This is a genomic window from Streptococcus sp. C300 (assembly GCF_000187645.1).
Taxonomy (GTDB): domain Bacteria; phylum Bacillota; class Bacilli; order Lactobacillales; family Streptococcaceae; genus Streptococcus; species Streptococcus oralis_CQ.
The window spans coordinates 284296-310998 of the sequence record NZ_GL732467.1 but is presented as its reverse complement, the minus strand read 5'-3'; the positions used below and the strand labels follow the sequence as shown (position 1 = coordinate 310998).

Here is a 26703-nt window from a genome sequence, read left to right as displayed (position 1 = left end):
AAGATCTACAAAGGCGATAAGGCAGAAGGCACAGCTGTAGAAAGCTGGACTTCAGAAGCTGGTAAGTCTAAAGATCTCAACTTGGCTCCAGGTACTTACACCTTCCATGAGGAAGCCGCTCCAACAGGCTACCTCAAAGTAACCGATATCACTTTCCAAGTCAAACATGATGGCACAGTGGAAGTGACCAACGTTGGTGAGAAAGACTCTAAAGGTGAAGAAAACAAAGTCGTAACCAACGGCTCAACAGTAACTGTAACCGACAAAGACGATGACCTTCCACGTAAGATCACCTTCAGCAAGGTAAATCTAGCGGGTGAAGAAATCGCGGGTGCAAAAATCCAAATTTTCCGTGGAGAAAAAGTTGCAGGTAATCCTGTGGCTGAATGGACTTCAAAAGCCAAACAATCACATGTACTTGATTTGACTCCGGGAGTATATACTTTCCATGAAGAGGCCGCTCCAACTGGATACTTAGCAGTAACAGATATTACATTCCAAGTTAACTACGACGGAACTGTAACAGTGGTAAATGCTAGTGGAAATCAGGTTGAGTTTAAGGATGGTAAGTTAGTAGTAACGGACCAAACTGAACCAGAAAATCCTAACCTACCAAACACTGGAAGCGAATCTGGACAAGCTGCATTAGCAGCAGGTTTAGCTCTTCTAGCTTTAGGTGCAGGTCTTGTTGCAACTAAACGAAGAAAAGAAGACTAATCTCATTTAGTAGCCAATAAGTACAGTAAAGAAAGATCAGGGATAACCCCCTGGTCTTTTTTCTATGATTCAGAATAATGAAATATGATAAATTAAACTATTTACCAGTATGGTATATGACTATTGCTAAATCTCTTCTGATTTTTACTTATATAAAATAGTTTGGATAATTATTAAGGTGTATCAAACTTATAAATAAATGGAATGTTTTGTGCAATGTTTCTTTCTGTTTGTTTAAAAGAGAAGTTGTTCGTATGTGTACACTATACTTAAAGAAACTTCAGTCTGATGAAAGAATTAGTTTTTATGGCAGTAATTTTACACTGTGTCAATATTTTCAAAAGGCAATAACCTCATAATATTACAAAAAAAGTTAATTTTGTTTTATAATGAAATTGAAGGAGGTTTCTATATTAAAAATAGAACAAATATGATAAATATTGCACTTATATATAGTTATGATATATGTTAATATGATGCAACTTATTCAATAACCCTCATGGATTTCAACGAATTCGAAAGGAGATGAGTGTTGAGATTTTATAATCATAGTTTGTCGGTTTAATGTTTTCGGTAATTTAGAAAGGAAGATTATGAAGAACAAGAAATTCTGGTTACCCATCCTAACTTCTCTGGCCTGTTTGCTAGGGATAATCTTTGCTCCAAATTCAGTTCAAGCAAAGGAACTGAAGAACGTTATCAGTAATATTGGAATTTGGGAGGTTGATAATGGTAAGTTTATAAAACCAGATGCGAATGGTGTTTATACACTTTCTCCTGAACATCATAACTACTCAAATTATAAATTCACTGTTGATTACGATTTGAGCGCCTATGATGGTAAATTAGAGGACGGTGATACCTTTACCTTTACTGTTCCGAGCCCTTTAACTGTTAGAAATGAAACTTTTGATTTAAAAGATAGGGAAACAGATCTCGTTATCGGAGAAACTCAAATTGTATCAAACGGGGATAATAATGGTGGTAAGGCAACTATTACATTAAAAAATCTGAAAACCTATCTTGAGAAAAAAGGTGGCTATCAAGTCCAAAACGTTAAAGGGAATTTCTTTGTTGGTTTTAGTTCTAAAAATGAATTAAGCAATGAAACGCTCCGTTTTGATAAAACGGAAACCATAAATGAAATCACCCATCAAATCAAGGTTAAAAAAGGTGATACGGCTGATTATTCTGAAGGAATCGGTCGAGCTAATTTCAATAAATATCATGGTTTGATTTACAAAGAGGATTGGACATCAAAGGCTCTAAATAAGAGTGGAAAATACTTACACAGCTGGTATGTTCGTGTTAATCCGAAACAAGCAGCCTATAATAAAATTGAAATTCATGACTGGGTAGATCCAAATGCTTCACCAATGCAAATGATTCCTGAAACATTTAGCGTCACAGCAGGTTGGTATGATCAATATTATTATTTGAAAGATGAAGTGGTTTTAGAAGCTGGTAAGGATTACCAAGTAAAATGGAATGATTCTTACACAGAATTTACTTTAACAATTAACAATGCATCTTCAATTCTTGCGAAGAACGGGAAACCAGCAGCATTTCGAATTAATTATAAAACAAGTGCTCCAGCTGATGGCACGCAAGTCCAAAACAATGCTGAAATGAAGGGTGATGACCAGATTCTTACATATGACGACTATAGTAATAAGACAGTCGTTAAGCAAATCGGAAACTCAGTAGTTGCTTCAGGCGGTACAATTCAGTTAGAAACTGGTTACCGTATCATTCTTTACAAGGTCGACGAGCTGACTCATGACCGTCTAAAAGGAGCAAAATTCAAGATTACTCCTCCGGCAGGAGCTACGGCTAAAGAGGAAATTGTAACGACAAATGATGACGGAATTGCTGAGTCATCTATTTACTCAGAAAGTGATATCAAGAAAGGGAACTTTACGGTAACCGAGATTGAGGCTCCTGAGGGATATGAGTTGAATCCTACTCCATTTGAGATGACTGTTGGACAAGATGGAGCTATCAAAACAGTTACAAATAAACGTAGCAAAGCTAAAGCTAAGATTAAAGCTAATAAAAAACTTACAGGACGTGAGTTGAAGGCTGAAGAGTTTGAATTCACTTTAACAGACCAAGATGGTAAGGTGAAAGAAACTGTGAAGAATGACAAAGACGGAAACATTGCTTTCTCAGAATTGGAATTCGACAAAGCAGGGACTTATACCTTTAAAATTGCTGAAAAAGCTGGCAGTGATACAAGCATCAAGTACGACACTAAAACTGTCACGGCTACAGTTACTGTAGTAGATAAGGGCAAAGGTGCACTTGAAGCAACTGTTTCTTACGATGATGAAAAAGCTTTCGAGAATACTTACACTCCAGCAAAAACGGAAGTTCCTGTGAAGAAAGTATGGAAGGACGAGAACAACCAAGATGGCAAACGTCCAACTTCTGTCACAGTTAAATTGCTTGCAGATGGTCAAGATACAGGTAAGACACTTACATTGACTGAAGCGAACGGTTGGGCTGGAAGCTTCAAAGACCTTGATGCTGATAAAGGCGGCACACCTATCCAGTACACGGTAGTAGAAGTAACTGTTGCTGGTTACACTTCTAAGGTTACTGGTGACGCTGCATCAGGATTCACTATCACAAATAGCTATTCACCAGAAACAGTTGATGTAAAAGCAACTAAGAACTGGGATGACGCAAACAACCAAGACGGTAAACGTCCAACTAAGATTACAATCAATCTTTTAGCAGACGGTGAGAAAGTAGCATCGAAAGAGATCCAGGCAGCTACAGACGGAACTTGGACTGCTACATTCGAAAAATTAGCAAAATATAAAGCTGGTAAAGAAATCAAGTACACTGTAACAGAAGAAGCCGTAGCCGAATACGAATCAACTATTACAGACTTTACCATCACAAACAAATATGCTCCTAAAGAAATCGACTACAAGGTAACAAAAGTATGGAATGACGCTAATAACCAAGACGGTAAACGTCCTGAGTCCGTAACGGTTCAACTTTATAAAAAAGTAGGAAACGCAGATCCAGTAGCCGTTGAAGGTAAGAAATTGACCTTAACAGCTAAGGAGAAGACTGACGCTAACACTTGGGTAGCATCCTTCACAAATCTTCCACAATACGAAGCTGGTAAAGAAATCACCTATTCTATCAAGGAAGTGGATGTACCAGCTGGTTATAAAGCCTCTGTAACTGGTCAAGTAGTTACTAACACTCACAATCCAGATACAGTCATCCTTTCAGGAACTAAGGTGTGGAAAGATAACAACAACCAAGACGGCAAACGTACAACATCTGTGAAAGTTCAAATTCTTAACGGCGAAAAAGTTGTTCAAGAAATTGAAGTTTCAGAAAAAACTGGCTGGAAGTTCGAATCTAAAAAACTTCCTAAGTATGAGAATGGTAAAGAAATCAAGTATACTGTCAAAGAAACTGCTATGACAGAATACAAAGCAACCATCACTACAGATAAGGATGGCAAGTACACCATTACCAATGAATATACACCAGAAAAAATTGCTGTAAGTGGACAAAAGACCTGGATTGATAATAACGACCAAGATCGTATCCGTCCAGCATCTATCACTGTCGCTCTTCTTGCCAATGGTAAAGAAACTGGCAAGATAGCAATCGCAACAGCTGAAACAGGTTGGAAGTATGAATTCACTGAACTGGATCGTTACCAAAATGGTAAAGCAATCGAGTACACAGTCAAAGAAGTTGGTGTTCCTACAGGTTACACAGCTACTGAAACTGGTATGAATGTGACCAACACCCACACACCAGAGAAAACATCTGTAAAAGGTAAGAAGATCTGGAAAGATGAAGATAACAAAGATGGCATCCGTCCAGCATCTATCACCGTAAAACTTCTTGCAGATGGTAAGGAAACTGGTCAGACAGCTATAGTGTCAGAAACAAGTGGCTGGACTTATGAGTTTACAGGTCTTGATCGTTATCAAGAAGGTAAGGAGATTGCCTACACTGTTGAAGAAGTGAATGTTCCAGATGGTTATACAGCTTCAGTAGAAGGTTACAACATTACAAATACGCACACTCCTGAAAAACCAACACCTGGCAAACCAAATGAACCAGGTAAGCCTAAAAAGGGTGGGGAATTACCTAATACAGGAAGCGAGTCTAACCAAGCGACTCTAGTAGCTGGAATCGCCCTTCTTGGATTGGGAACAGGATTCTTGGCAAGACGCAAAAAAGAAGATTAAGTTTTTTAAACGGTATCTTTCACGAAATTTTGCAAGACAGTTTAAAAGTGGAAACAAGTGTCAATGGAAATTGGCACTTGTTTTTTTGTAACTGACCCTGGTTCTACTACCGGATACAAGTGGATAGTTGCCACTTACTGAAAAGCTATTGTTTTTGCGATGAATTCCACTATAATAGGTGACAAATAGAAAAGGAGATGTTGTATATGATTGAAACAAGATTACAAGATAAATTGAAGTCAGGTTTAGAGGTAGAAAATTTTCAAAAAGATGGCGATATCTATCTGTCTCTTAATCCAGATTATCTATCTGGAGATAATGCAAAATACATGACCATGTATAACCGTATGGCTCGCTGGTACGATATGAGTGAGAAATGGATAGGACCACTTCTCCACGGCAAGGCAATTGATAAGTTGAGAAGGGATCTGATGGGAGAAATCGAATGGAAGGATAATTTATCTGTTCTTTATGTCTCTATCGGGACTGGTCAAGACCTCCGTTATATCCCTGAGACAATTGACCTGAAAAGTTTAGACTTTGTAGGGGTAGATATTTCTATCAGTATGCTAGAAAAATGCCAGAAATCTTGCGCTAAAAAGACTAATTTGCAACTTTTCCATGCTTGCGCGGAGGATCTACCCTTTGCGGATAATAGTTTTGACATTGTCTACCATATTGGCGGAATCAATTTTTTCAATGATAAGGCCAAGGCTATGCAGGAAATGCTACGAGTGGCGAAGCCAGGGACTAAGATTTTAATTGCAGATGAGACGGCTGACTATGTGGATCAGCAATATAAGAAAAATCATTTTAGTAAGGATTATTTCAAAGATGCTACTGTTGATTTGAGTGAAATTGAGAATGCTGTTCCAAGTGAAGTTAAGGAAAAGGAAATGAAACTTCTTTGGGATGGTAAATTCTACGCCTTAACATTTAGGAAATAAAAAAAGTATCTTGGTAGAGCTTAGAAAGTAAGTATGAAGATAAAAACATTCCCTTAGACAGCTGTCTGAGGGAATGTTTTTTTATGGGAGCATCATCAATTCGACAATCATAGCTATATAGATGATTAAGGTAAGGAGAAAACCGGCTCTCCAGAAGAATTTGATGAATTTAGGGTAATAAAAACTTCGTTTTTTGACAAGGAAAAAGATTACAAGGAGGATTGCTAGGAGAGAAAGTGCGACACCAAGTCGCGGTAGAAAGTTGTGGGTAAAGGCTTTAGCAGTAATCAGATAGTACTCAAATACCAACAGTGGAAAAGCTAGATCCGCGAAATTAAATCCTATTTTCCTAAGTCCGAAAAGCTTGGTGACAATAAAGCAAACCACCAAGGTTAATATCAATAATAAAATAGATGCTATTTTCATTAAAATCATACCCATATTGTATCATAAAAAAACGCTAAAGGAAATGAGAAACAAGGGAATTTGTAGGAAAGTCAGGCTTTTGAGATTGTAGGTGTTTTTTGTTATAATGAAAGTTATGAAATCTTATAATACCTTGAATGATTATTATCGAAAACTTTTTGGAGAAAAGACTTTCAAAGTTCCTATTGATGCGGGATTTGACTGTCCCAATCGGGATGGAACTGTAGCTCACGGTGGTTGTACTTTTTGTACGGTTTCAGGTTCTGGAGATGCCATCGTGGCACCGGATGCCCCTATCCGTGAGCAATTTTATAAGGAAATTGACTTTATGCACCGCAAGTGGCCAGAAGTTAAAAAGTATCTGGTTTATTTTCAAAACTTTACCAACACCCATGAAAAGGTGGAAGTGATTCGGGAGCGATACGAGCAGGCTATCAACGAGCCAGGTGTAGTAGGGATTAATATCGGAACACGACCAGACTGTTTACCCGATGAAACCATCGAATATTTGGCTGAGTTATCGGAACGCATGCATGTGACTGTAGAATTGGGCTTACAGACAACCTTTGAAGCAACCTCTGACCTGATTAACCGTGCCCATTCTTATGAATTGTATGTTGAAACAGTAAAACGCTTGAGGAAATATCCCAAAATTGAGATTGTTTCCCATTTGATCAATGGTTTGCCTGGTGAGACTCATGAGATGATGGTCGAAAATGTCCGTCGCTGTGTTACGGATAATGATATTCAAGGAATTAAACTGCACTTGCTTCACCTCATGACCAATACACGGATGCAGCGAGATTACCACGAAGGACGCTTGCAACTGATGAGTCAGGATGAGTATGTCAAGGTCATTTGTGACCAACTAGAAATCATTCCCAAGCATATCGTCATCCATCGAATTACAGGAGATGCACCGAGAGATATGCTGATTGGCCCTATGTGGAGCCTCAATAAATGGGAAGTGCTAAATGCTATTGAAACTGAAATGAGACGCCGAGGAAGTGTTCAGGGCTGTAAGGCTGTAAAACAGGAGTTTGAAAATGAAAAGACCACTTGAGATGGCGCATGATTTTTTAGCTGAAGTCGTGACAAAAGAGGATATTGTTGTGGATGCGACCATGGGTAATGGGCATGATACCCTTTTTCTAGCCAAGCTAGCCAAGCAAGTCTATGCCTTTGATATTCAGGAGCAGGCTTTGGAGAAGACGCAAGAGCGTTTGGATCAGGCTGGAATGAAAAATGCCCAGTTAATCTTGAAAGGTCATGAGACACTAGACCAGTTTGTGACAGAAGCTAAGGCAGGGATTTTTAATCTTGGTTATTTACCTTCTGCTGACAAATCCGTCATCACTCAACCTCAGACTACTATCGAAGCATTAGAAAATCTGTGTCATTTGCTTGTCAAAGGGGGACGGATTGCTATCATGATCTACTATGGTCATGAAGGAGGAGACACCGAGAGGGATGCTGTATTGGATTTTGTTAGCCAGTTGAACCAACAAGAGTATACAGTTGCCATTTATCGGACTCTCAACCAAGTTAATAATCCACCGTTTTTAGTTATGATTGAAAAATTAGAAAGGTATAGACATGGATAAACAATACCTTCGTGAGAAGCTTGAGGCAATGCGCCAAAATTTTGTCGAGTCAACGCATCACGAGCGAGCAGTCGGGGTGCTCGATGAAGCACATATGAGCAAGAAAATGCTTAAAATCAAGAAAAAATTAGTGGCTCTTGAAATGGAACGATGCCAGAAAAAAATTGAGCACAAAGACTGTTCTAAGATTGATCAGAAAATCCAAGAGCAAAAGGAGATTTTTGAATCTTGTTGTAAAAAAGATTAAGGAGGAATTGTGTGGAATTACTCATTTACTTGATTCTATTTTTATTTGTCTTAATCATTTCAACCACGACTAATAAACTTCTCCCTTTTTTGCCCCTTCCTCTTGTACAAATTCTTTTGGGGATTGGGATTGGTTTATTTGTTCCCGATGCGGACTTTCATCTCAATACAGAGCTGTTTCTAGCCATGGTTATTGGTCCCTTACTTTTCCGAGAGGCAGAAGAAGCGGATATTACGTCCATTTTGAAGCATTGGCGGATTGTCGTCTTTCTGATTTTTCCTGTGATTTTTATCTCGACCTTAAGCTTGGGAGGCATGGCTCACTTCCTTTGGATGACTCTTCCTTTGGCTGCCTGTTTAGCAGTTGGAGCGGCACTTGGGCCAACAGATTTGGTTGCCTTCGCATCTCTTTCTGAACGTTTTCGTTTTCCCAAACGGGTTTCTAATATCCTAAAAGGGGAAGGACTCTTAAATGATGCTTCTGGTTTGGTTGCCTTTCAGATGGCTCTTGCTGCTTGGACAACAGGAACGTTTTCTCTCAGCCAAGCTGGAACTTCCCTAGCACTTTCTATCCTTGGTGGTTTTGTAGTTGGTTTTGTGACGGCTATGGTCAATCGTTTCTTGCATAGCTTTTTACTGAGTGTGCGAGCGATAGATATAGCTAGTGAACTATTGCTAGAGCTAAGTTTGCCACTCATGACCTTTTTCATCGCAGAAGAGTTTCATGTTTCAGGGATTATCGCAGTAGTGGTTGCAGGTATTTTGAAGGCCAGTCGTTTTAAGAAAATTACGCTCCTTGAGGCTCAGGTAGACACCGTGACGGAGACCGTTTGGCACACCGTGACCTTTATGCTAAATGGATCAGTCTTTGTTCTCTTGGGAATGGAATTAGAGTTGATAGCAGAGCCGATCTTGTCTAATTCTCTCTACAATCCCCTTCTTTTACTGCTTTCAGTTGTCGTTCTGACCTTCTTACTCTTTGCGATCCGCTTTGTCATGATTGCTGGTTTTTACTTTGTGAGGACGCGTCGACTTAAGAAAAAAATTAATAAGTACACGAAAGATATGCTTCTTTTGACCTTCTCTGGTGTCAAAGGAACAGTATCTATCGCGACCATTCTCCTCATACCAAGTCATTTGGAGCAGGAATACCCTCTCTTACTCTTCCTTGTAGCAGGCGTTACACTATTGAGCTTTCTAACAGGTTTATTGGTTCTCCCTCACTTATCTGAAGAACAAGAGGAAAGCAAGGATCATTTGATGCATATTGCGATTTTGAATGATGTAGCTGCAGAATTAGAAAAAGAACTGGACCATCACAAAAACAAACTTCCTCTTTATGCAGCTATTGATAACTATCATGGTCGGATTGAAAACCTCATCCTTAGTCTGGAAAATAAGAGAGTCCAAGAGGACTGGGAGTCCCTCAAGCTTCTTATCTTGAGTATTGAGAGTGACGGTTTGGAGCAAGCCTACGAAGAAAATAGAATCAGCGAGCGTGGCTATCGAGTTTACCAACGTTACCTAAAAAACATGGAGCAGAGTATCAATCGAAATTTCGCTTCTAGAGTGACTTATTACTTCCTAGTTTCCTTACGGATATTGCGCTTTCTACTCCATGAAATGTTTACCTTTGGCAAAACTTTCCGTAGTTGGATGAATGAAGAATCTCGTAAACTACTAGCAGTTGACTATGATCAGATTTCAGAGTTGTATTTGGAAAATACAGAGCTGATTATCGAGAGTTTGGAAAACCTCAAAGGGGTTTACAAGAGTTCTCTGATTAGCTTTATGCAAGAGTCTCGTCTACGCGAGACGGCCATTATCGGAAGTGGTGCCTTTGTTGAGCGGGTTATCAATCGCATCAAGCCAAACAATATCGATGAAATGCTACGAGGCTACTATCTCGAACGTAAGGCAATCTTTGAATACGAAGAAGCTAAACTGATAACAGCCAAGTATGCTAAAAAACTACGCCAAAATGTGAATAATTTAGAGAATTATTCTCTGAAAGAGGCTGCAAATACCTTGCCTTATGATATGCTAGATTTAATCAGAAGAACTTAAATGATGAAGAAAATGACGGAGGATGGAACATGAAAAAGTGGTGGAAAGAGCTGATGGACAGGCCCTTATTGAAAGCTTTTTTGCATTATTATCAAGCATCTGATAGCGAGTTGACCAGTGTTGCGGTTGCCTACTATTGGTTGATTTCAATCTTTCCTTTGCTAATGATAATGGTCAATATTTTGCCTTATTTTCAGATTCCAGTCTCAAATTTCTTACTGACGATCAAGGAATTCTTGCCTGATACGGTGTATGATGTGGTTGCCAAGATTGTCCGAGAAGTTCTGACTCAACCATCAACTGGTTTGCTGAGTTTTGCCGTTTTATCTGCACTCTGGACCTTTTCGAAATCAATGGATTTCCTCCAAAAAGCCTTTAACAAAGCCTATGGGGTGACCAAGAGTCGAGGCATTATCTCCCATCAGTTGATGAGTCTACTTGTTAGTTTTGGCTTGCAGATCCTTTTTGCCTTTGCCTTATTTTTGAGTATGTTTGGTCGTATGTTGCTCAACCTCCTCAAAACTTACTGGCAATCAGACAGTCCGCTATTTTCCTACCTGCAAGATTTTACAGGCCCTCTGGTCTATGCCTTGATCTTTGCCATTCTGGTTATGATTTATTACTTCCTTCCAAAAGTAAAAGCACCACGAATCCGCTATGTTTTACCAGGAAGTGTCTTTGTCTTGCTAACTCTTATCTTTTTATTGAATATCTTTTCTGTCTACGTCAATAGTTATGTCAATCATCTGGTTGACGTTCGATTTTTCAGTTCCATTATCGTGGTAGTCATGATGTTCTGGTTTATTCTCATTGCAAAGATTTTGATTATCGGAGCAGTTATCAATGCCAGTGTTCAGAGTTTGAAAGATCCAGAGTTTAGTATGGAATAATTAGAAAAATCCCTATTAGGTTTCCTAATAGGGATTTTCTTAATAGATAAACATGGCATCTCCAAAACTGAAGAAGCGGTAGTGTTCTTGGATGGCATGGTGATAGGCATCTAGGACTAAGTCACGACCGGCAAAGGCAGAAACCAACATGACGAGAGTTGACTTGGGCAGGTGGAAATTAGTTGAAAAAGCATCCACAACCTTCCAGTCGTAGCCTGGTTTGATAAAGATATTGGTCCAACCAGAATCTGATTGGATTTGCCCATTAAACTTGGAACCGATGGTTTCCAGTGTGCGAATCGAAGTGGTTCCAACAGCGATGACGCGACCTCCATTTTCCTTAACAGAGCGAAGGGTGGCAGCTGCTTCCTCAGAGAGCTGGTAGAATTCAGAGTGCATTTCATGTTCGTCCAGATTGTCAACAGAGACAGGTCTAAAGGTTCCGAGTCCGACGTGAAGAGTGAGATAGACCAGATGAACACCCTTGGCTTGGATTTCTGCTAGCAGTTCTTTGGTGAAGTGCAATCCAGCAGTCGGTGCTGCAGCAGAGCCACTCTCTTTAGCGTAGACCGTTTGATAGCGTTCACGGTCATCCAGTTTTTCATGGATATAAGGTGGCAATGGCATTTCTCCCAGACTTTCCAAAACTTCTAGGAAAATTCCTTGGTATTCAAAGCGGACAATGCGGCCCCCGTGGGTCAATTCTTCCGTAACAACAGCGCTGAGGCGACCATCGCCAAAGTTGACACGAGTACCAACCTTGAGGCGTTTGGCAGGTTTAGCGAGAACCTCCCACTCATCACCTGCAGTATTTTTGAGCAGGAGAAGCTCCACATGACCTCCTGTCTCCTCTTTTTGACCATAGAGGCGGGCAGGGAGAACACGGGTGTCATTCATGACAAGGGCATCACCAGGTTCCAGCATGTCGATAATGGAGTGGAAGTGTTTATCCTGCATTTCTCCCGTCTCGCGATTAACGATAAGGAGTTTGGAGGAATCTCGTTTTTCAAGGGGCGTTTGGGCAATCAATTCCTCAGGTAAGTGGAAATCAAAATCAGCTGTATTCATATATCTCTTCATTCTTTCTAAGTTCTAATCTTATCCATTATAACATGTTTCAAGTTTGGGCGCTCTTTTTTTAGAAATTAAATCGTTTTCACTTGACAAAAATTGGTCTATACCATATAATAAATATAGAAATATGGAGGATATAAAATGAAAGTTATAAAAGTTGAGAATCAAGTCGAAGGTGGAAAAGTAGCTTTTGAGATTTTGAAGGAAAAATTGGACAATGGTGCTCAAACATTAGGACTTGCAACAGGAAGCAGTCCGCTTGAGTTTTACAAGGAAATCGTTGAGAGTGACCTTGATTTTTCAAATCTAACCAGTGTAAATCTCGATGAGTATGTAGGGCTTGATGGGGACAATCCACAATCTTACCGTTACTTCATGCAAGAAAACTTGTTCAACAAAAAACCATTTAAAGAAAGTTTCTTGCCACGTGGTGTTAAGGATAATGCTGAAGAAGAAGTAGAACGCTACAATCAAATTTTAGCTGACCATCCTGTTGATTTGCAAATCTTGGGAATTGGTCGCAATGGACATATCGGCTTTAACGAGCCAGGAACTCCATTTGATAGCCAAACGCATCTAGTAGAACTTGATCAATCTACCATCGAAGCCAATGCACGTTTCTTTGACAAGATTGAAGATGTTCCAACTCAAGCCATTTCAATGGGAATTAAAAACATCTTGGATGCCAAGTCAATTATTCTCTTTGCTTACGGTGAGTCGAAAGCAGAAGCCATTGCCGGAACAGTGTCTGGCCCAGTGACTGAGAATCTCCCAGCAAGCAGTCTACAAAATCACCCTGATGTGACTATTATCGCTGATGCAGAAGCGCTCAGCTTACTTGAAAAGTAAAAATACAAGAACCACTTGCTCTTTGGAGTGAGTGGTTTTTTCTAGCTTTCATGAGTCAATAGAAAGAAGTGGTATAATAGATTGGTAGAACAACTATATCTAGTTAGGTTCAATTTTTACTATTTTATGATATACAAGGAGAGAATGAAAGTATGCTATTAGAAAATAATCTGATAAAAGACAATATACGAGCTGAAAACAAAAGCTTTCTCTATTATTTACACGAGGAAAAAGCATTTGATTCGCAGTCGCTGGCTGATTTATGTCGCTACGTAGAAAAGCTCGAGTCTATTAGTATAGATCAGATGAGGGATTTGCATTTTATTGAAAATCAAATTCTTCGTCATCTGGTATATCATTTTGATAGCAATGACTTGGGTAAGATTTCGAATCTTCCTGATGAATATTGGGAGTATATTGAACCTTTTGAACAAGCAGTAAGGAAGTTGTATGGTTTGATGTAAAAATTGGTGGATTTGATAAAGTATAGGCAAGAAAGTAATTATTGAATCGGAAAATCGGAATAAATGTAGGTTTTCCCTTGACAATTATTCATTTTGCGTGTAAAATGGAATAGATCTTGAACTTGAAGGGAGTGAAAAAAATGTCTAAAACAGTAGTACGTAAGAATGAATCTCTTGACGATGCACTTCGTCGTTTCAAACGTGCGGTTACTAAAGCTGGTACTCTTCAAGAAACACGCAAACGTGAATTCTATGAAAAACCTTCTGTAAAACGTAAACGTAAATCAGAAGCAGCTCGTAAACGTAAAAAATTCTAATTTGAAATGAAAGGCTAGACTTGTCTAGTCTTTTTTTACATAGTGTTTAGAGGAATAAATTGTTATGAGAGAGTATATAAAAGAATATCAAAAGATGCGTGAAAATCACTTGGAAGATTGGGGTTATTGTGCTGATCCGATCGATTGGAAGGAATTTGAAGAGTCAAACCAAAGAATTTTTGAAAAGTATTTGACAGATTCAAAAGTATCGTCTGACAAGGTTTTAAGGGTAAAATTATACAGTAGCTTATTGCTAGATGATATTAAATATTTTGCCTATTATGCTGCGTTTTTAGATGGGGATTATAAGCAGTTAAACAACGCTCTATGGCAAACAGGAAGAACCGGGTTGTTGAGAGGTGGTTTGTTGGCAAGTGGAACCATCTACACAGATGGGATTTTGAAAGGCTTGTTTACCTCTTTTGCTTGTAACGATTTTTCAGTCATTCCATCATTCATCCCCAAAGATTTACCCTTGTTGAAAGGAACTTATTATCCAGAAAATGTGATTAATATTTTATACGCTCTTTATTATCAAGATGAAGAAAAATTATCCGAGTCTCTCTTGCGTGCACAACAGTTTTTAGGGAAGAAAAAACGAACTGGTATGGAAGAATTTTCTGTTCGGTATTTTATAAACTTGGCAAGAAAAGATGCTGTTGCATTAAGTGAGTCCTTACAAAGTTTATGCCAAGCTTATCAGAGACGAGGTTATCCTTATGAAAAGATTGATAAGTGCTTTGCGGATGAGATTCATGGTCTATATCGTTTGGTACGATTTTTTGACCATTCCTTGTTCGAAGAAGTCAGCATGCCGTCTCATAAGACTTTTTTGAAGGACTTTGAAGAATGGCAAGTCCAAAATCAGTTTCCACAAGGTCAACAGTTCTATACCTATCCTCAAGATATGGCTGATGCAAACAGAATATTAACAAAAGGTCTTCCAAGGATTTACTTAGAAAAATCTGGAAGGGACTTGGTGATAGACGTTGACCGATTTGCAGTAGATTTGTCTCGGTTAATTTGAAGGAGTACGAAAAGACTTCCTAGTCAAATCTTTTCCCAAGCAACATCAAATAAATACTGTAAATTCTGCAAAAAAAGGAAACTTCCAACTACAATCTGATATAATAGTAGGGAGAACTCGATTGAAGGAGGAAATTATGTCGGTTTTAGTAAGAGATGTCATTGAAAAACTCAGACTAGATATTGTCTATGGTGAAGGCGAATTACTTGAAAAAGAAATCAATACTGCGGACATTATGAGACCTGGTCTTGAAATGACGGGCTATTTTGATTACTATACACCAGAACGGATTCAGCTGTTAGGGATGAAGGAGTGGTCCTATTTAGTTGCCATGCCTGCCCAGAACCGTTATCAAGTTTTGAAGAAAATGTTTCTACCTGAAACACCTGCGGTTATCGTGGCCCGTGGCCTGGTGGTACCAGAGGAAATGTTGAGGGCTGCTAGGGAATGCAAGATTGCGATTTTAACCAGTCGAACAGCAACCAGTCGTTTATCTGGAGAACTTTCTAGCTACCTTGATTCCCGTTTGGCTAAACGTACTAGCGTGCATGGTGTCTTGATGGATATCTATGGCATGGGTGTCTTGATCCAAGGAGATAGCGGTATCGGTAAGAGCGAGACAGGTCTTGAACTTGTGAAGCGTGGACACCGTCTAGTAGCAGACGATCGTGTAGATATTTATTCTAAGGATGAGATGACTCTTTGGGGCGAACCTGCTGAAATCTTGAAGCATTTACTTGAGATTCGTGGAGTTGGGATTATCGATATCATGAGTCTCTATGGTGCAAGTGCTGTAAAAGATTCTTCACAAGTTCAGCTAGCAGTTTATTTGGAAAATTATGATACGCATAAGACCTTTGACCGTCTAGGAAACAATGCTGAAGAACTCGAGGTTTCTGGTGTAACGATTCCGCGTATCCGCATCCCAGTAAAAACAGGACGCAATATTTCCGTTGTCATTGAGGCAGCTGCCATGAACTATCGTGCTAAAGAAATGGGTTTTGATGCGACACGTTTATTTGAAGAACGCTTGACAAATCTAATCGCTCAAAATGAGGTGAAACATGATTAATCCAGTCGCATTTGAAATTGGTCCCTTTGCTATTCGTTGGTATGCTTTGTGTATTGTAGCTGGTTTGGTTTTAGCAGTTTATCTTGCCATGAAAGAAGCTCCTAAAAAGAAAATTCTATCAGATGATATTTTGGATTTTATCCTGATTGCTTTTCCGGTAGCTATTTTAGGTGCTAGACTATACTACGTACTCTTTCGCTTAGATTATTATCTGCAAAATCCAGGTGAAATCATCGCCATCTGGAATGGTGGTTTGGCCATTTACGGAGGTTTGATAGCGGGCGCTATTGTCCTTTATATCTTTGCAGATAGAAAGCTGATCAATACTTGGGATTTCTTAGATATTGCAGCACCGAGCGTCATGATTGCCCAGAGTTTAGGGCGCTGGGGGAACTTCTTTAACCAAGAAGCCTATGGTGCAGCGGTAGATAGTCTGGATTATTTGCCAGGCTTTATCCGTGACCAGATGTACATTGACGGTAGCTACCGTCAGCCGACCTTCTTATATGAGTCGGTTTGGAATCTGATTGGATTTGCTTTGATTCTGATTTTTAGACGAAAATTGAAGGGAATCAGACGTGGTCATATCACTGCTTTCTACTTGATTTGGTATGGTTTTGGTCGTATGATCATCGAAGGAATGCGGACAGACAGCCTCATGTTCTTTGGTCTGCGAGTTTCCCAATGGTTATCAGTTATCCTTATCGGACTCGGTATTTTTATCATACTTTATCAAAATCGAAAGAAAGCCCCTTTCTATCATACAGAGGAGGAAAAATAAATGTTAGAAGTTGCATATATACTTGTTGCGATTGCTTTGATTGTCTGTTTAGTCTATTTGACAATCACGATTCAAAAAGCAGGTCGTATGATTGATGAGACAGAGAAAACCATCAAAACGTTGAGCTCAGATGTGAACGTTACCTTGCATCAGACCAATGAATTGTTGGCTAAGGTCAATGTGTTGGCAGACGATATCAATATCAAAGTTGCGACGATTGATCCACTCTTTACGGCTGTGGCTGACTTATCTGAGTCAGTATCTGATCTCAACCAACATGCACGTGTTTTAGGTAAAAAGGCTTCATCTGCTGGTTCAAAGACCATTAAAACAGGTGCAAGCTTGTCCGCTCTTCGTTTCGCAAGTAAATTTTTCAAAAAATAAAAAAGGAGAAATCTTATGGGAAAACTATCCTCTATCCTTTTAGGAACAGTTTCAGGTGCTGCTCTTGCTTTGTTTTTGACGAGTGACAAGGGTAAGCAAGTTTGTAGTCAAGCTCAGGATTTTCTAGATGATTTGAGAGAAGATCCAGAATATGCTAGAGAGCAGGTTTGTGAGAAACTAACTGAAGTGAAGGAACAGGCAACGGACTTTGTTCTGAAAACAAAGGAACAAGTAGAATCTGGTGAAATCACTTTTGATAGTGTCCTTGACCAAGCTAAAAACTGTGCTCGACAAGCGACGGAAGCATCCAAGGAAACCTTTAACAATCTCAAGGAGCAATGGCAAGAACAGTCAGCAACTCCAGACGTCGCTGAAGACCAAGAAGAAATCATCATCGATATTACTGAAGTATAAGGTATCACCATCTCTGGTTTTTGGAGATGGTGATTTTTATCTGCAAGTCTGTCTTTGTGGTATAATAAATACTATGCAGAAAAAACCAACGTCCGCCTATGTGCATATTCCCTTTTGTACACAGATTTGTTATTATTGTGACTTTTCAAAAGTATTTATCAAGAATCAACCAGTAGATAGTTACCTGGAGCATCTGCTAGAGGAGTTCCATTCTTATGATATCCAAAAGTTGCGAACTCTCTATATTGGAGGTGGGACGCCAACAGCTCTGTCCGCTCCGCAATTAGAGCTGCTCTTAGATGGCTTGTCTAAAAACTTGGACTTGTCTGTCTTGGAAGAGTTGACCATTGAGGCCAATCCAGGCGATTTGGACGCGGATAAGATTGCGGTTTTGAAACAGTCGCCAGTCAATCGTGTTTCCTTAGGTGTGCAGACTTTTGATAACAAAATGCTGAAAAAGATCGGGCGTAGTCACTTGGAGAAGGATATTTATGATAATATCGACCGTCTCAAACTGGCTGGTTTTGACAATATCTCCATTGATCTAATCTATGCTCTTCCAGGTCAAACTATGGCTCAGGTCAAGGACAATGTGGCTAAGGCTATCTCGCTTGATATTCCTCATATGAGCCTTTATAGCTTGATTTTGGAAAATCATACGGTCTTTATGAACCGCATGCGACGAGGGAAGTTGCCCCTACCCAAGGAAGAGTTAGAAGCGGAGATGTTTGAGTACATCATCGCAGAACTGGAGCGAGCTGGTTTTGAGCATTATGAGATTTCCAATTTCTCTAAACCCGGATTTGAAAGTCGCCACAATCTCATGTACTGGGATAATGCCGAGTATTATGGTATTGGTGCGGGTGCTTCAGGTTATGTGAATGGAGTGCGTTATAGAAATCATGGTCCTATCCGCCACTATCTCAATGCGGTAGAGGCAGGAAATGCTCGGATTACAGAAGAACACCTGAGTCAAAGGGAGCAGATGGAAGAAGAAATGTTCCTAGGCCTCCGGAAAAAATCCGGGGTTTCCATGGCTCGATTTGAGGAAAAATTTGGACGGTCCTTTGATGGACTTTATGGCGAAATCATCAGAGACTTGGTTCAACAAGGACTTATGCAGATCGACGGTGATCGTGTCCGAATGACAAAAAGAGGTCTCTTCTTAGGAGACACTGTAGCAGAACGATTTATTTTGGAGTAGAACAATGGGCTTAACTTATCAAATGAAAATGAAAATTCCTTTTGATATGGCGGACATGAACGGTCATATCAAACTTCCAGATGTGATTTTGCTGTCCTTGCAAGTATCAGGTATGCAGTCGATTGAACTGGGAGTTAGTGACAAGGATATGTTAGAACGTTACAATCTGGTCTGGATTATTACAGACTATGCGATTGACGTGGTTCGCTTGCCTCGCTTTGCTGAGGAGATTACGATTGAAACAGAAGCATTGACTTACAATCGTCTTTTTTGCTACCGCCGTTTCACTATCTATGATGAAGCAGGTCAAGAAATCATTCGCATGGTAGCAACCTTTGTTCTCATGGACAGAGACAGTCGGAAAGTTCATGCTGTCGAACCGGAGATTGTTGCTCCTTACCAGTCTGAGTTTGATAAAAAACTCATCCGTGGGCCAAAGTATGCTAACCTAGAAGACCCGATCAGTAAAGACTACCATGTTCGTTTTTACGACTTGGATATGAATGGTCATGTCAATAATAGCAAATATTTGGATTGGATTTTTGAGGTCATGGGAGCAGACTTTTTGACCAAGTATATTCCAAAGAAAATCAATCTCAAGTATGTCAAAGAAGTGCGACCAGGTGGTATGATTGCTTCAGCTTATGAACTCAAGGGACTAGAAAGCAAGCATGAGATTATCAGTGATGGCGAGATCAATGCCCAAGCTATGATTACGTGGCAAGAAATTGAAGGCAATTAGAAAGGACGATATGGCTTATAAAGGTTATTTAATTGATTTAGACGGAACCATTTACAAGGGGAAAGACCGGATTCCGGCGGGTGAGGCTTTTGTCCATGAGTTACAAAAAAGAGAAATTCCCTACCTCTTTGTGACCAATAATACAACTCGTACTCCTGAGAGTGTACAAGAGATGTTGGCTAAGAATTTTAATATCAACACGCCTTTATCAACTGTCTACACAGCGACTTTGGCAACCATCGACTATATGAACGACTTGGGACTGGAAAAGACAGTCTATGTCATCGGAGAAGCAGGACTCAAGGAAGCTATCAAGGCTGCTGGTTATGTCGAAGACAAGGAAAGTCCAGCCTATGTGGTCGTTGGACTGGACTGGCAAGTAGACTATGAAAAATTTGCGACGGCGACTCTAGCCATTCAAAAGGGGGCTCACTTTATCGGAACCAACCCTGACCTCAATATCCCGACGGAACGTGGTCTCTTGCCTGGTGCTGGTTCACTAATTACACTTCTTGAAGTAGCAACACGGGTCAAACCAGTATATATCGGGAAACCGAATGCGATCATCATGGACAAGGCGGTTGAGCACTTAGGTTTTAAAAGAGAAGAATTGCTCATGGTTGGGGACAATTACCTGACGGATATCCGAGCAGGGATTGACAATGGTATTCCAACGCTCTTAGTGACAACAGGTTTTACCAAGGCAGAAGAAGTGGCAGACTTGCCAATCGCACCAACTCATGTAGTTTCTAGCCTTGCGGAGTGGAATTTTGATGAAAACTAAACTAACCTTTTGGGGAAGTATGCTCTTTTTCCTCTCCCTGTCTATTCTCTTAACCATTTATCTGGCATGGATTTTCTATCCTTTGGAGATTCAGTGGCTGAACTTAGCAAATCGAGTCTATCTAAAGCCCGAAACCATTCAATACAATTTTCATATCTTGATGAATTACCTGACCAATCCCTTTAGTCAGGTTTTAGAGATGCCAGATTTTCGTTCATCAGCGGCAGGGCTACACCACTTTGCGGTGGTGAAGAATCTCTTCCACTTGGTTCAGCTAGTCACTTTGGTGACACTTCCAAGTTTCTATTTCTTTGTTAGAAAGATTGTAAAAAAGAGTTTTCTCCCCTTATATCGTAAAAGTATTTTAACTCTAGTACTATTGCCTCTAGTCATTGGCCTTGTAGGAGTGTTGATTGGTTTTGAGCAATTCTTTACTCTTTTCCATCAGATTCTCTTTGTGGGAGATGATACCTGGCTTTTTGATCCAGCAAAGGATCCCGTTATTTGGATTTTGCCAGAGACTTTCTTTCTCCATGCCTTTTTACTTTTCTTTGCTTTGTATGAAGGAATGTTTGGTTTCCTTCTTGCTAAAGCTTCAAGGAAATAGTGGAAAAAATTCTGTATTTTTAATAAAAAACGAGAGAAGTTGCTCTGCTCCCTATTTATTGTTAGGTTATCCTAAAGATAAACTTGCAAAGCAGGAGATTTTTGCAGAAAACAGTCTATTTTCTATGAAAAAATAGGCTTTTTTTCTAAAAATACCTAGTCAAGCGCTTTATTTTTTTGTATAATAGAAATAGCAAGTATAGATAAAAGAAGAGAAAAGCATGATTACACTATTTTTATCACCGAGTTGTACATCATGTCGTAAGGCAAAGGCTTGGTTAGAGACGTATAAAGTGCCCTTTCAAGAGCATAATATTATGACTAGTCCTTTAACAAGAAAAGAATTACAACATATTCTTTCCTTGACCGAAAATGGTACTGATGACATCATTTCAACTCGTTCAAAAATTTTTCAAAAATTGGATATTGATGTAGAGAGTATCTCGGTATCGGAGTTGCTTCAGTTGATTGAGCAATATCCTAGTCTTTTGCGTCGCCCAATTATTATAGATACCAAACGCATGCAGATCGGTTTTAATGAAGATGAGATTCGTGCTTTTCTCCCTCGTAGTTACCGTAAACAAGAACTAAAAGAAGCAACATTGAGAGCTGGTATAGGATAGATGAACAAACAGTATAGTTACCCACTAGATTTGTCGTGGAGCACTGAAGAACTTGCTTCAGTGCTTTCTTTTTTTAATGATGTTGAAGCTGCCTATGAAGACAAGGTAGAAGCTAAAAAACTGCTAGATTCCTACAAGAAATTTAAGTCTGTGGTTCCGAGCAAAAGCGAAGAAAAACGCTTAGGTCGCGAATTTGAGACAGCGAGCGGTTATTCCTTCTATCATGCAGTTCAATTAGCAAAAGAAAAAAGAGAAGGGAAGATTTCTCTTGGAAACTAAATTTGAATTTGCCAAACAGATTGTGCAGGAAGCTGCAGATTACATTTTGGCCCACATGCAAGAAGATTTGCAGGTCGAGCGAAAATCTTCACCTACCGACTTGGTGACGCGTTTGGATAAGGAAGTTCAGGATCTCTTGGTTGGTAGAATTTTAGCATCTTATCCAGAAGACTTGATTTGCGCGGAAGAGGGCTGTTTGCGTACGGCAGTCGGCCAGGGGAATGTTTGGGTGATTGATCCCATTGATGGTACCAATAACTTTGTCGCCCAGAAGGAAGATTTTGCCGTGATGTTGGCCTACTTTGAGAATGGGGTTGGGAAATTCGGTATCATTTATGATGTCATGAAAGGGGATTGTTACCATGGTGGTGGTGCCTTTCCTCCTTTTCGCAATAATGAGCCCTTACCGCCTTTTAAAAAGAAACCTCTTCAAGAATTTTTAGTTGCCGGTAACTCAGGTATGTTTGAAAGCAATGAGTGGGGCTTGGCGGATTTGGGTCGAGCAGCGTTGGGAGTCCGTGTCTATGGCAGTGCGGCTATTAGTTTTGCCAAGGTTTTATGTGGTCGTCTTCTGACTTATATTACCTACCTGCAACCATGGGATTACGCTGCGGCCAGTATCTTAGGGGAAAGTCTGGGTTATCGTCTTCTTACGGTATCAGGTGAGCCCGCTGATTTTAAAACGCGTCAGCCTGTCATGATGGTGCCAATCGAGATGCAAGAAGAGATTCAGTCTTATATCTACGAAAGGAAAGAAAACTAAATGCAATTTCCAGAAGGATTTGTTGAAAAATATGAAGCGATACTAGAAGATGAGGCAAGAGACTTTCTTGCCTCTTTTAAACAAGAAGCGGTTTCGGCTTTTCGGGTCAATCCCTTAAAAGAAAGTCAGTTATCGTTTGCTGATGCTATTCCCAATACACCTTGGGGGTATTATGGTAAGGTTTCTGGGAAGTCACCAGAGCACGTGACAGGTTTCGTTTATTCGCAAGAGCCTGCAGCCCAAATGGTGGCCCAGGTAGCTCAACCCCTTCCCGGTATGAAGGTTTTGGACTTGGCGGCAGCACCAGGTGGAAAATCCACTCAACTAGCAGCTTATCTGGCTAATCAAGGAGTCCTTGTCTCCAACGAAATTTCAAGTAAGCGTGCTAAGATTTTAGTAGAAAATATGGAGCGATTTGGAGCGACAAATGTTGTTGTGACTAATGAATCTGCTGACCGCTTGGCCAAGGTTTTTAAAGGTTACTTTGATGTGATTGTCCTTGATGCACCTTGCTCGGGTGAAGGGATGTTTCGTAAGCAGTCAGATGCAATGGATTATTGGAGTACCGCTTATCCTTGCCAATGTGCCAATCTCCAAAGAGAAATTTTAGAAGATGCAGTGACCATGCTTGCAGAAGGTGGGCGTCTTGTTTATTCCACCTGTACCTGGGCGCCAGAGGAAAATGAAGAAATCATCCACTGGTTGCTGGATACTTATGATTTTGAATTGCTTCCAGTCGAGCATGTGAACGGTATGGTAGCAGGAATTGATCTTCCTGAAACTGCGCGGATGTATCCTCATCATTTCAAGGGAGAAGGCCAGTTTGTTGCACACTTACAGTTTAAGGGAGAAAATCCAGCACCTAAATTCAAAGCTAGCAAGAGCAATCTCAGTCGTGAACAGCTGGACTTGTGGCAAGAATTTGCCCAAAAACACTTACAGGTCAATCTAACTGGTATCTTGCAGACTTTTGGAGATCAACTCTATCTTTTGCCAGAGATGCTACCTAATCTAGGGAAACTCAAAATTGCTAGAAATGGCCTCCATCTGGGTACTTTTAAGAAGAAACGCTTCGAACCAAGCTTTGCTCTGGGATTAGCCTTGAAACCAAGCCAAGTAAAACAAAGGGTCGAAATCAATGATGAGGACTTTGTAAAATATGTGGCTGGTGAGACTGTTCAATTGACTGAAGCTCGACCAAATGGATGGTATCAAGTTGTGGTTCAAGGAAACGGATTAGGCTTTGCCAAAGTAACGGGAAATGTTTTGAAAAATTATTATCCAAAAGGGCTCAGATTCAGGTGAAAAAGCTAGTCAAAGAGCCTATTCTATGTTATAGTGGAAGTATGAGTTTTTTCTGATAGTCTTTCATTATTACTTATATTATACGATGGAATTGTCCGCTCCGAAGAATGTCTAGATAAAATAAAGCGGGACAATCATTGATGATTATTGGATGATCAGGACAAACGGAAGAAATCAGAACATTTATCATTATGTTCAAGGAGAATAACAGTGAAAATAAGAAAAAAGCTCGTCATGTCTCTTGCAGCTCTTTTGATGGCAGGTTCTCTAGCAGGATGTGCTAGCTGGATTGATCGTGGAGAATCCATGACAGCCGTTGGTTCAACTGCTCTTCAGCCTCTTGTCGAAGCGGCAGCAGATGAATTCGGTTCTAGAAACATCGGAAAAACAGTTAATGTTCAAGGTGGTGGATCGGGTACAGGACTATCACAAGTCCAGTCTGGAGCAGTTGACATCGGGAACTCTGACGTCTTTGCAGAGGAAAAAGAAGGAATCGATGCTTCAGCCCTAGTAGACCACAAGGTTGCAGTGGCTGGTCTTGCAGTGATTGTAAACAAAGAAGTGGATGTTGAAAATCTTACAACCGAGCAACTTCGCAAAATCTTTACAGGTGAAGTGACCAATTGGAAAGAAGTTGGGGGCAAAGACCTGGCCATTTCAATCATCAACCGAGCAGCAAGTTCTGGTTCACGAGCGACGTTTGATACGGTCGTTATGAATGGCCAAGCAGCAATGCAGAGCCAAGAGCAGGATTCTAACGGGATGGTCAAGTCGATTGTATCCCAAACGCCTGGAGCCATTTCTTACCTGGCTTTTGCCTATGTAGATGACTCCGTGAAAAGCATGAAACTGAATGGATATGAACCTACATCTGAGAATGTAACGACCAACAGCTGGCCTTTGTGGTCTTATGAACATATGTACACACTCGGTCAGCCAAATGAGTTAGCTGCTGAATTCCTGAATTTCGTACTCTCAGATGAAGCCCAAAATGGAATTGTTAAGGGAATGGGTTATATTTCCATCATTGAGATAAAAGTCCAAAAGGATGCTTCAGGTACTGTTACAGCAGTAGAAGGAGGTCAATAATGAATCAAGAAGAATTATCTAAAAAATTACTCTCTCCTTCAAAGAACTCTCGCCTTGAGAAGTTTGGTAAAAGTTTGACATTCACTTGCCTTTCTTTGATTGTTATCATTGTGGCGATGATTTTGATTTTTGTAGCCCAAAAAGGCTTGTCGACCTTCTTTGTCAATGGAGTGAACATTTTTGATTTCCTCTTTGGACAAACTTGGAATCCTTCAGGGAAACAATTTGGTGCCCTTCCGATGATTTTGGGTTCCTTTATTGTGACGATTTTATCAGCTCTCATCGCAACACCCTTTGCTATTGGGGCTGCAGTCTTTATGACAGAAGTCTCACCAAAGGGTGCAAAAATCTTGCAACCAGCCATTGAACTCCTCGTCGGTATTCCTTCAGTCGTCTATGGATTTATCGGTTTGCAAGTTGTGGTGCCTTTTGTCCGTAGCGTCTTTGGTGGAACTGGTTTTGGGATCTTGTCAGGGATTTTCGTTCTCTTTGTCATGATCCTACCAACTGTAACCTTTATGACAACAGACAGCTTGCGTGCTGTTCCTCGTCATTACCGTGAAGCTAGTTTAGCTATGGGAGCTACTCGTTGGCAAACCATCTGGCGTGTGACCTTGAAAGCAGCACGTTCAGGTATTTTCACTGCAGTGGTCTTTGGGATGGCGCGTGCCTTCGGTGAAGCCCTTGCTATTCAGATGGTGGTCGGAAACTCAGCAGTTATCCCAACCTCGTTAACAACACCAGCTGCGACTTTGACTTCTGTTTTGACTATGGGTATTGGAAATACCGTCATGGGAACAGTTGATAATAACGTACTCTGGTCACTGGCCTTGGTATTGCTCTTGATGAGTTTAGCCTTTAACAGTGTGATTAAATTGATTACGAAAGAAAGAGGAAAGAAAAACTATGCACGCTAAGAAATTAGATAAACTTGCAACAGCTATCCTCTATACCATCGCGGGTATCATCGTGACCATCTTGGCATCTTTGATTCTCTATATCTTGGTGAGAGGGTTACCGCATATCTCTTGGTCCTTCTTGACTGGGAAATCCTCCTCTTATCAAGCAGGTGGGGGTATCGGGATTCAGCTCTACAATTCCTTCTTCCTTTTGGTCATTACCTTGATCATTTCTGTTCCGCTGTCTATGGGAGCTGGCGTTTTCCTCGCTGAGTATGCCAAAAAAGGACCTGTGACTAATTTTATTCGTACCTGTATTGAGATTTTGTCTTCTCTACCATCAGTCGTTGTGGGTCTCTTTGGTTACTTGATCTTTGTAGTCCAGTTTGAGTATGGATTTTCAATCATTTCAGGTGCCTTGGCCTTGACAGTCTTTAACCTTCCTCAGATGACTCGAAATGTTGAGGACAGTTTAAAACACGTTCACCATACACAACGTGAGGCTGGTCTGGCTCTTGGTATCTCTCGTTGGGAGACTGTGGTCCATGTCGTCATTCCAGAAGCCCTTCCAGGTATCGTAACGGGTGTTGTCTTGGCCTCTGGCCGTATCTTTGGTGAGGCTGCCGCTCTTATCTATACGGCAGGACAATCCGCTCCAGCCCTTGACTGGTCTAACTGGAATATCCTCAGTGTTACCAGTCCTATCTCAATCTTCCGTCAAGCAGAAACCTTGGCTGTCCACATTTGGAAGGTCAACAGTGAAGGAACCATTCCTGATGCTACCATTGTATCTGCTGGTTCTGCTGCTGTGCTCCTCATCTTTATCTTGATTTTTAACTTTGGAGCACGCAAACTCGGAAGCTATTTACACAAGAAATTAACCGCTGCCTAAAGGAGA

The 26703-nt window shown here is 40.4% G+C and carries 29 protein-coding genes; 27 read left to right on the top strand and 2 right to left on the bottom strand.

Going from position 1 to position 26703, the window contains the following annotated elements; translation table 11 throughout:
• The 3 genes from HMPREF0849_RS06345 to HMPREF0849_RS06335 form a co-directional block, all read left to right on the top strand.
• A partial coding sequence (locus HMPREF0849_RS06345) for a SpaA isopeptide-forming pilin-related protein (protein ID WP_000596129.1) occupies window positions 1-717 on the top strand: 717 nt, incomplete at its 5' end.
• Between the two features lie 593 nt (window positions 718-1310).
• A complete protein-coding gene (locus tag HMPREF0849_RS06340) occupies window positions 1311-4949 on the top strand; it encodes a Cna B-type domain-containing protein (protein ID WP_009013648.1) in 3639 nt (1212 codons plus the stop codon).
• 206 nt (window positions 4950-5155) lie between these two features.
• Window positions 5156-5896: a class I SAM-dependent methyltransferase gene (locus tag HMPREF0849_RS06335; RefSeq protein ID WP_000573478.1), complete on the top strand. Its 741-nt coding sequence runs from the start codon at window positions 5156-5158 to the stop codon at window positions 5894-5896.
• 81 nt (window positions 5897-5977) lie between these two features.
• On the opposite strand, the gene HMPREF0849_RS06330 is transcribed toward HMPREF0849_RS06335, so the two are convergent.
• Window positions 5978-6337: a DUF3397 domain-containing protein gene (locus HMPREF0849_RS06330; RefSeq protein WP_008281343.1), complete on the bottom strand. Its 360-nt coding sequence runs from the start codon at window positions 6335-6337 to the stop codon at window positions 5978-5980.
• A 91-nt stretch (window positions 6338-6428) separates the two neighbouring features.
• On the opposite strand from HMPREF0849_RS06330, the gene HMPREF0849_RS06325 reads away from it, so the two are divergent.
• Genes HMPREF0849_RS06325 through HMPREF0849_RS06305 form a run of 5 tightly spaced genes read left to right on the top strand, consistent with a single transcriptional unit; the run spans window position 6429 to window position 11129 of the window.
• On the top strand, window positions 6429-7385 hold the full coding sequence (locus HMPREF0849_RS06325) for a TIGR01212 family radical SAM protein (protein ID WP_000867033.1): 957 nt from the start codon (window positions 6429-6431) through the stop codon (window positions 7383-7385).
• Window positions 7369-7926, top strand: coding sequence for a tRNA (mnm(5)s(2)U34)-methyltransferase (locus tag HMPREF0849_RS06320; RefSeq protein ID WP_000828420.1), 558 nt, complete (start codon window positions 7369-7371; stop codon window positions 7924-7926). The genes HMPREF0849_RS06325 and HMPREF0849_RS06320 overlap by 17 nt, the downstream gene beginning before the upstream one ends.
• Window positions 7919-8173: a hypothetical protein gene (locus HMPREF0849_RS06315; protein ID WP_000361094.1), complete on the top strand. Its 255-nt coding sequence runs from the start codon at window positions 7919-7921 to the stop codon at window positions 8171-8173. Before HMPREF0849_RS06320 ends, HMPREF0849_RS06315 begins: the two co-directional genes overlap by 8 nt.
• Window positions 8174-8184: 11 nt before the next feature.
• A complete protein-coding gene (locus HMPREF0849_RS06310) occupies window positions 8185-10239 on the top strand; it encodes a cation:proton antiporter (protein WP_000421612.1) in 2055 nt (684 codons plus the stop codon).
• 29 nt (window positions 10240-10268) lie between these two features.
• Window positions 10269-11129 carry a YihY/virulence factor BrkB family protein gene (locus HMPREF0849_RS06305; RefSeq protein WP_000759516.1) on the top strand — a complete coding sequence of 287 codons (861 nt, stop codon included), beginning with the start codon at window positions 10269-10271 and terminating at the stop codon, window positions 11127-11129.
• Window positions 11130-11168: 39 nt separating this feature from the next.
• On the opposite strand, the gene queA is transcribed toward HMPREF0849_RS06305, so the two are convergent.
• The gene (gene queA, locus HMPREF0849_RS06300; RefSeq protein WP_001090173.1) at window positions 11169-12197 is read right to left on the bottom strand and encodes a tRNA preQ1(34) S-adenosylmethionine ribosyltransferase-isomerase QueA; all 1029 of its coding nucleotides are present in this window, start codon (window positions 12195-12197) and stop codon (window positions 11169-11171) included.
• Window positions 12198-12344: 147 nt separating this feature from the next.
• On the opposite strand from queA, the gene HMPREF0849_RS06295 reads away from it, so the two are divergent.
• From HMPREF0849_RS06295 to pstA, 19 genes are all read left to right on the top strand, one after another.
• A complete protein-coding gene (locus HMPREF0849_RS06295) occupies window positions 12345-13052 on the top strand; it encodes a glucosamine-6-phosphate deaminase (protein WP_000864613.1) in 708 nt (235 codons plus the stop codon).
• A 152-nt stretch (window positions 13053-13204) separates the two neighbouring features.
• Complete coding sequence (locus tag HMPREF0849_RS06290; protein WP_000923697.1) at window positions 13205-13516, top strand: hypothetical protein; 312 nt, start codon at window positions 13205-13207, stop codon at window positions 13514-13516.
• Between the two features lie 140 nt (window positions 13517-13656).
• Window positions 13657-13833, top strand: coding sequence for a 30S ribosomal protein S21 (gene rpsU / locus HMPREF0849_RS06285; protein WP_000048054.1), 177 nt, complete (start codon window positions 13657-13659; stop codon window positions 13831-13833).
• A gap of 64 nt (window positions 13834-13897) precedes the next feature.
• Window positions 13898-14860 carry a hypothetical protein gene (locus tag HMPREF0849_RS06280; RefSeq protein WP_001209618.1) on the top strand — a complete coding sequence of 321 codons (963 nt, stop codon included), beginning with the start codon at window positions 13898-13900 and terminating at the stop codon, window positions 14858-14860.
• A 136-nt stretch (window positions 14861-14996) separates the two neighbouring features.
• The gene (gene hprK / locus HMPREF0849_RS06275; RefSeq protein ID WP_000115190.1) at window positions 14997-15932 is read left to right on the top strand and encodes an HPr(Ser) kinase/phosphatase; all 936 of its coding nucleotides are present in this window, start codon (window positions 14997-14999) and stop codon (window positions 15930-15932) included.
• Window positions 15925-16713, top strand: a complete 789-nt coding sequence (lgt, locus tag HMPREF0849_RS06270; protein ID WP_000609707.1) for a prolipoprotein diacylglyceryl transferase — start codon at window positions 15925-15927, stop codon at window positions 16711-16713. Before hprK ends, lgt begins: the two co-directional genes overlap by 8 nt.
• On the top strand, window positions 16714-17097 hold the full coding sequence (locus HMPREF0849_RS06265) for a DUF948 domain-containing protein (protein ID WP_000895027.1): 384 nt from the start codon (window positions 16714-16716) through the stop codon (window positions 17095-17097).
• A gap of 15 nt (window positions 17098-17112) precedes the next feature.
• A complete protein-coding gene (locus HMPREF0849_RS06260; RefSeq protein WP_000517390.1) occupies window positions 17113-17511 on the top strand; it encodes a YtxH domain-containing protein in 399 nt (132 codons plus the stop codon).
• A 73-nt stretch (window positions 17512-17584) separates the two neighbouring features.
• On the top strand, window positions 17585-18715 hold the full coding sequence (gene hemW, locus HMPREF0849_RS06255) for a radical SAM family heme chaperone HemW (protein ID WP_001170058.1): 1131 nt from the start codon (window positions 17585-17587) through the stop codon (window positions 18713-18715).
• A gap of 4 nt (window positions 18716-18719) precedes the next feature.
• Window positions 18720-19457 carry an acyl-[acyl-carrier-protein] thioesterase gene (locus tag HMPREF0849_RS06250; protein WP_000524786.1) on the top strand — a complete coding sequence of 246 codons (738 nt, stop codon included), beginning with the start codon at window positions 18720-18722 and terminating at the stop codon, window positions 19455-19457.
• Between the two features lie 10 nt (window positions 19458-19467).
• Window positions 19468-20241, top strand: a complete 774-nt coding sequence (locus HMPREF0849_RS06245; RefSeq protein WP_000323529.1) for a TIGR01457 family HAD-type hydrolase — start codon at window positions 19468-19470, stop codon at window positions 20239-20241.
• Entirely contained in the window at window positions 20231-20848 is a 618-nt protein-coding gene (locus HMPREF0849_RS06240; RefSeq protein ID WP_000850608.1) for a TIGR01906 family membrane protein, read from the top strand. Before HMPREF0849_RS06245 ends, HMPREF0849_RS06240 begins: the two co-directional genes overlap by 11 nt.
• A gap of 220 nt (window positions 20849-21068) precedes the next feature.
• Window positions 21069-21470, top strand: coding sequence for a Spx/MgsR family RNA polymerase-binding regulatory protein (locus HMPREF0849_RS06235; protein ID WP_009013645.1), 402 nt, complete (start codon window positions 21069-21071; stop codon window positions 21468-21470).
• Window positions 21471-21749, top strand: coding sequence for a UPF0223 family protein (locus HMPREF0849_RS06230; RefSeq protein ID WP_001041963.1), 279 nt, complete (start codon window positions 21471-21473; stop codon window positions 21747-21749).
• Window positions 21739-22512 carry an inositol monophosphatase family protein gene (locus tag HMPREF0849_RS06225; RefSeq protein WP_000448244.1) on the top strand — a complete coding sequence of 258 codons (774 nt, stop codon included), beginning with the start codon at window positions 21739-21741 and terminating at the stop codon, window positions 22510-22512. Before HMPREF0849_RS06230 ends, HMPREF0849_RS06225 begins: the two co-directional genes overlap by 11 nt.
• Window positions 22513-23817 carry an RsmF rRNA methyltransferase first C-terminal domain-containing protein gene (locus HMPREF0849_RS06220; protein WP_001160240.1) on the top strand — a complete coding sequence of 435 codons (1305 nt, stop codon included), beginning with the start codon at window positions 22513-22515 and terminating at the stop codon, window positions 23815-23817. It abuts the gene before it with no gap.
• Between the two features lie 210 nt (window positions 23818-24027).
• Entirely contained in the window at window positions 24028-24906 is an 879-nt protein-coding gene (locus tag HMPREF0849_RS06215; RefSeq protein WP_009013644.1) for a phosphate ABC transporter substrate-binding protein PstS, read from the top strand.
• A complete protein-coding gene (gene pstC, locus HMPREF0849_RS06210) occupies window positions 24906-25823 on the top strand; it encodes a phosphate ABC transporter permease subunit PstC (protein ID WP_001070953.1) in 918 nt (305 codons plus the stop codon). Before HMPREF0849_RS06215 ends, pstC begins: the two co-directional genes overlap by 1 nt.
• Complete coding sequence (pstA, locus tag HMPREF0849_RS06205; RefSeq protein WP_000543047.1) at window positions 25813-26697, top strand: phosphate ABC transporter permease PstA; 885 nt, start codon at window positions 25813-25815, stop codon at window positions 26695-26697. Before pstC ends, pstA begins: the two co-directional genes overlap by 11 nt.
• The last annotated feature ends 6 nt before the right edge of the window (window positions 26698-26703 follow it).

Excerpts from the sequence above, each read along its gene's own strand:
- lgt (WP_000609707.1), top strand. The coding sequence starts at position 15,925 with ATGATTAATCCAGTCGCATTTGAAATTGGTCCCTTTGCTATTCGTTGG.
- HMPREF0849_RS06250 (WP_000524786.1), top strand. The coding sequence starts at position 18,720 with ATGGGCTTAACTTATCAAATGAAAATGAAAATTCCTTTTGATATGGCG.
- HMPREF0849_RS06320 (WP_000828420.1), top strand. The coding sequence starts at position 7,369 with ATGAAAAGACCACTTGAGATGGCGCATGATTTTTTAGCTGAAGTCGTG.
- HMPREF0849_RS06305 (WP_000759516.1), top strand. The coding sequence starts at position 10,269 with ATGAAAAAGTGGTGGAAAGAGCTGATGGACAGGCCCTTATTGAAAGCT.
- HMPREF0849_RS06235 (WP_009013645.1), top strand. The coding sequence starts at position 21,069 with ATGATTACACTATTTTTATCACCGAGTTGTACATCATGTCGTAAGGCA.
- HMPREF0849_RS06330 (WP_008281343.1), bottom strand. The coding sequence starts at position 6,337 with ATGGGTATGATTTTAATGAAAATAGCATCTATTTTATTATTGATATTA.
- HMPREF0849_RS06240 (WP_000850608.1), top strand. The coding sequence starts at position 20,231 with ATGAAAACTAAACTAACCTTTTGGGGAAGTATGCTCTTTTTCCTCTCC.
- rpsU (WP_000048054.1), top strand. The coding sequence starts at position 13,657 with ATGTCTAAAACAGTAGTACGTAAGAATGAATCTCTTGACGATGCACTT.
- HMPREF0849_RS06260 (WP_000517390.1), top strand. The coding sequence starts at position 17,113 with ATGGGAAAACTATCCTCTATCCTTTTAGGAACAGTTTCAGGTGCTGCT.
- HMPREF0849_RS06220 (WP_001160240.1), top strand. The coding sequence starts at position 22,513 with ATGCAATTTCCAGAAGGATTTGTTGAAAAATATGAAGCGATACTAGAA.
- queA (WP_001090173.1), bottom strand. The coding sequence starts at position 12,197 with ATGAATACAGCTGATTTTGATTTCCACTTACCTGAGGAATTGATTGCC.
- HMPREF0849_RS06265 (WP_000895027.1), top strand. The coding sequence starts at position 16,714 with ATGTTAGAAGTTGCATATATACTTGTTGCGATTGCTTTGATTGTCTGT.
- HMPREF0849_RS06280 (WP_001209618.1), top strand. The coding sequence starts at position 13,898 with ATGAGAGAGTATATAAAAGAATATCAAAAGATGCGTGAAAATCACTTG.
- hprK (WP_000115190.1), top strand. The coding sequence starts at position 14,997 with ATGTCGGTTTTAGTAAGAGATGTCATTGAAAAACTCAGACTAGATATT.
- HMPREF0849_RS06325 (WP_000867033.1), top strand. The coding sequence starts at position 6,429 with ATGAAAGTTATGAAATCTTATAATACCTTGAATGATTATTATCGAAAA.
- HMPREF0849_RS06295 (WP_000864613.1), top strand. The coding sequence starts at position 12,345 with ATGAAAGTTATAAAAGTTGAGAATCAAGTCGAAGGTGGAAAAGTAGCT.
- HMPREF0849_RS06315 (WP_000361094.1), top strand. The coding sequence starts at position 7,919 with ATGGATAAACAATACCTTCGTGAGAAGCTTGAGGCAATGCGCCAAAAT.
- HMPREF0849_RS06230 (WP_001041963.1), top strand. The coding sequence starts at position 21,471 with ATGAACAAACAGTATAGTTACCCACTAGATTTGTCGTGGAGCACTGAA.
- HMPREF0849_RS06290 (WP_000923697.1), top strand. The coding sequence starts at position 13,205 with ATGCTATTAGAAAATAATCTGATAAAAGACAATATACGAGCTGAAAAC.
- HMPREF0849_RS06340 (WP_009013648.1), top strand. The coding sequence starts at position 1,311 with ATGAAGAACAAGAAATTCTGGTTACCCATCCTAACTTCTCTGGCCTGT.
- hemW (WP_001170058.1), top strand. The coding sequence starts at position 17,585 with ATGCAGAAAAAACCAACGTCCGCCTATGTGCATATTCCCTTTTGTACA.
- pstA (WP_000543047.1), top strand. The coding sequence starts at position 25,813 with ATGCACGCTAAGAAATTAGATAAACTTGCAACAGCTATCCTCTATACC.
- pstC (WP_001070953.1), top strand. The coding sequence starts at position 24,906 with ATGAATCAAGAAGAATTATCTAAAAAATTACTCTCTCCTTCAAAGAAC.
- HMPREF0849_RS06245 (WP_000323529.1), top strand. The coding sequence starts at position 19,468 with ATGGCTTATAAAGGTTATTTAATTGATTTAGACGGAACCATTTACAAG.
- HMPREF0849_RS06335 (WP_000573478.1), top strand. The coding sequence starts at position 5,156 with ATGATTGAAACAAGATTACAAGATAAATTGAAGTCAGGTTTAGAGGTA.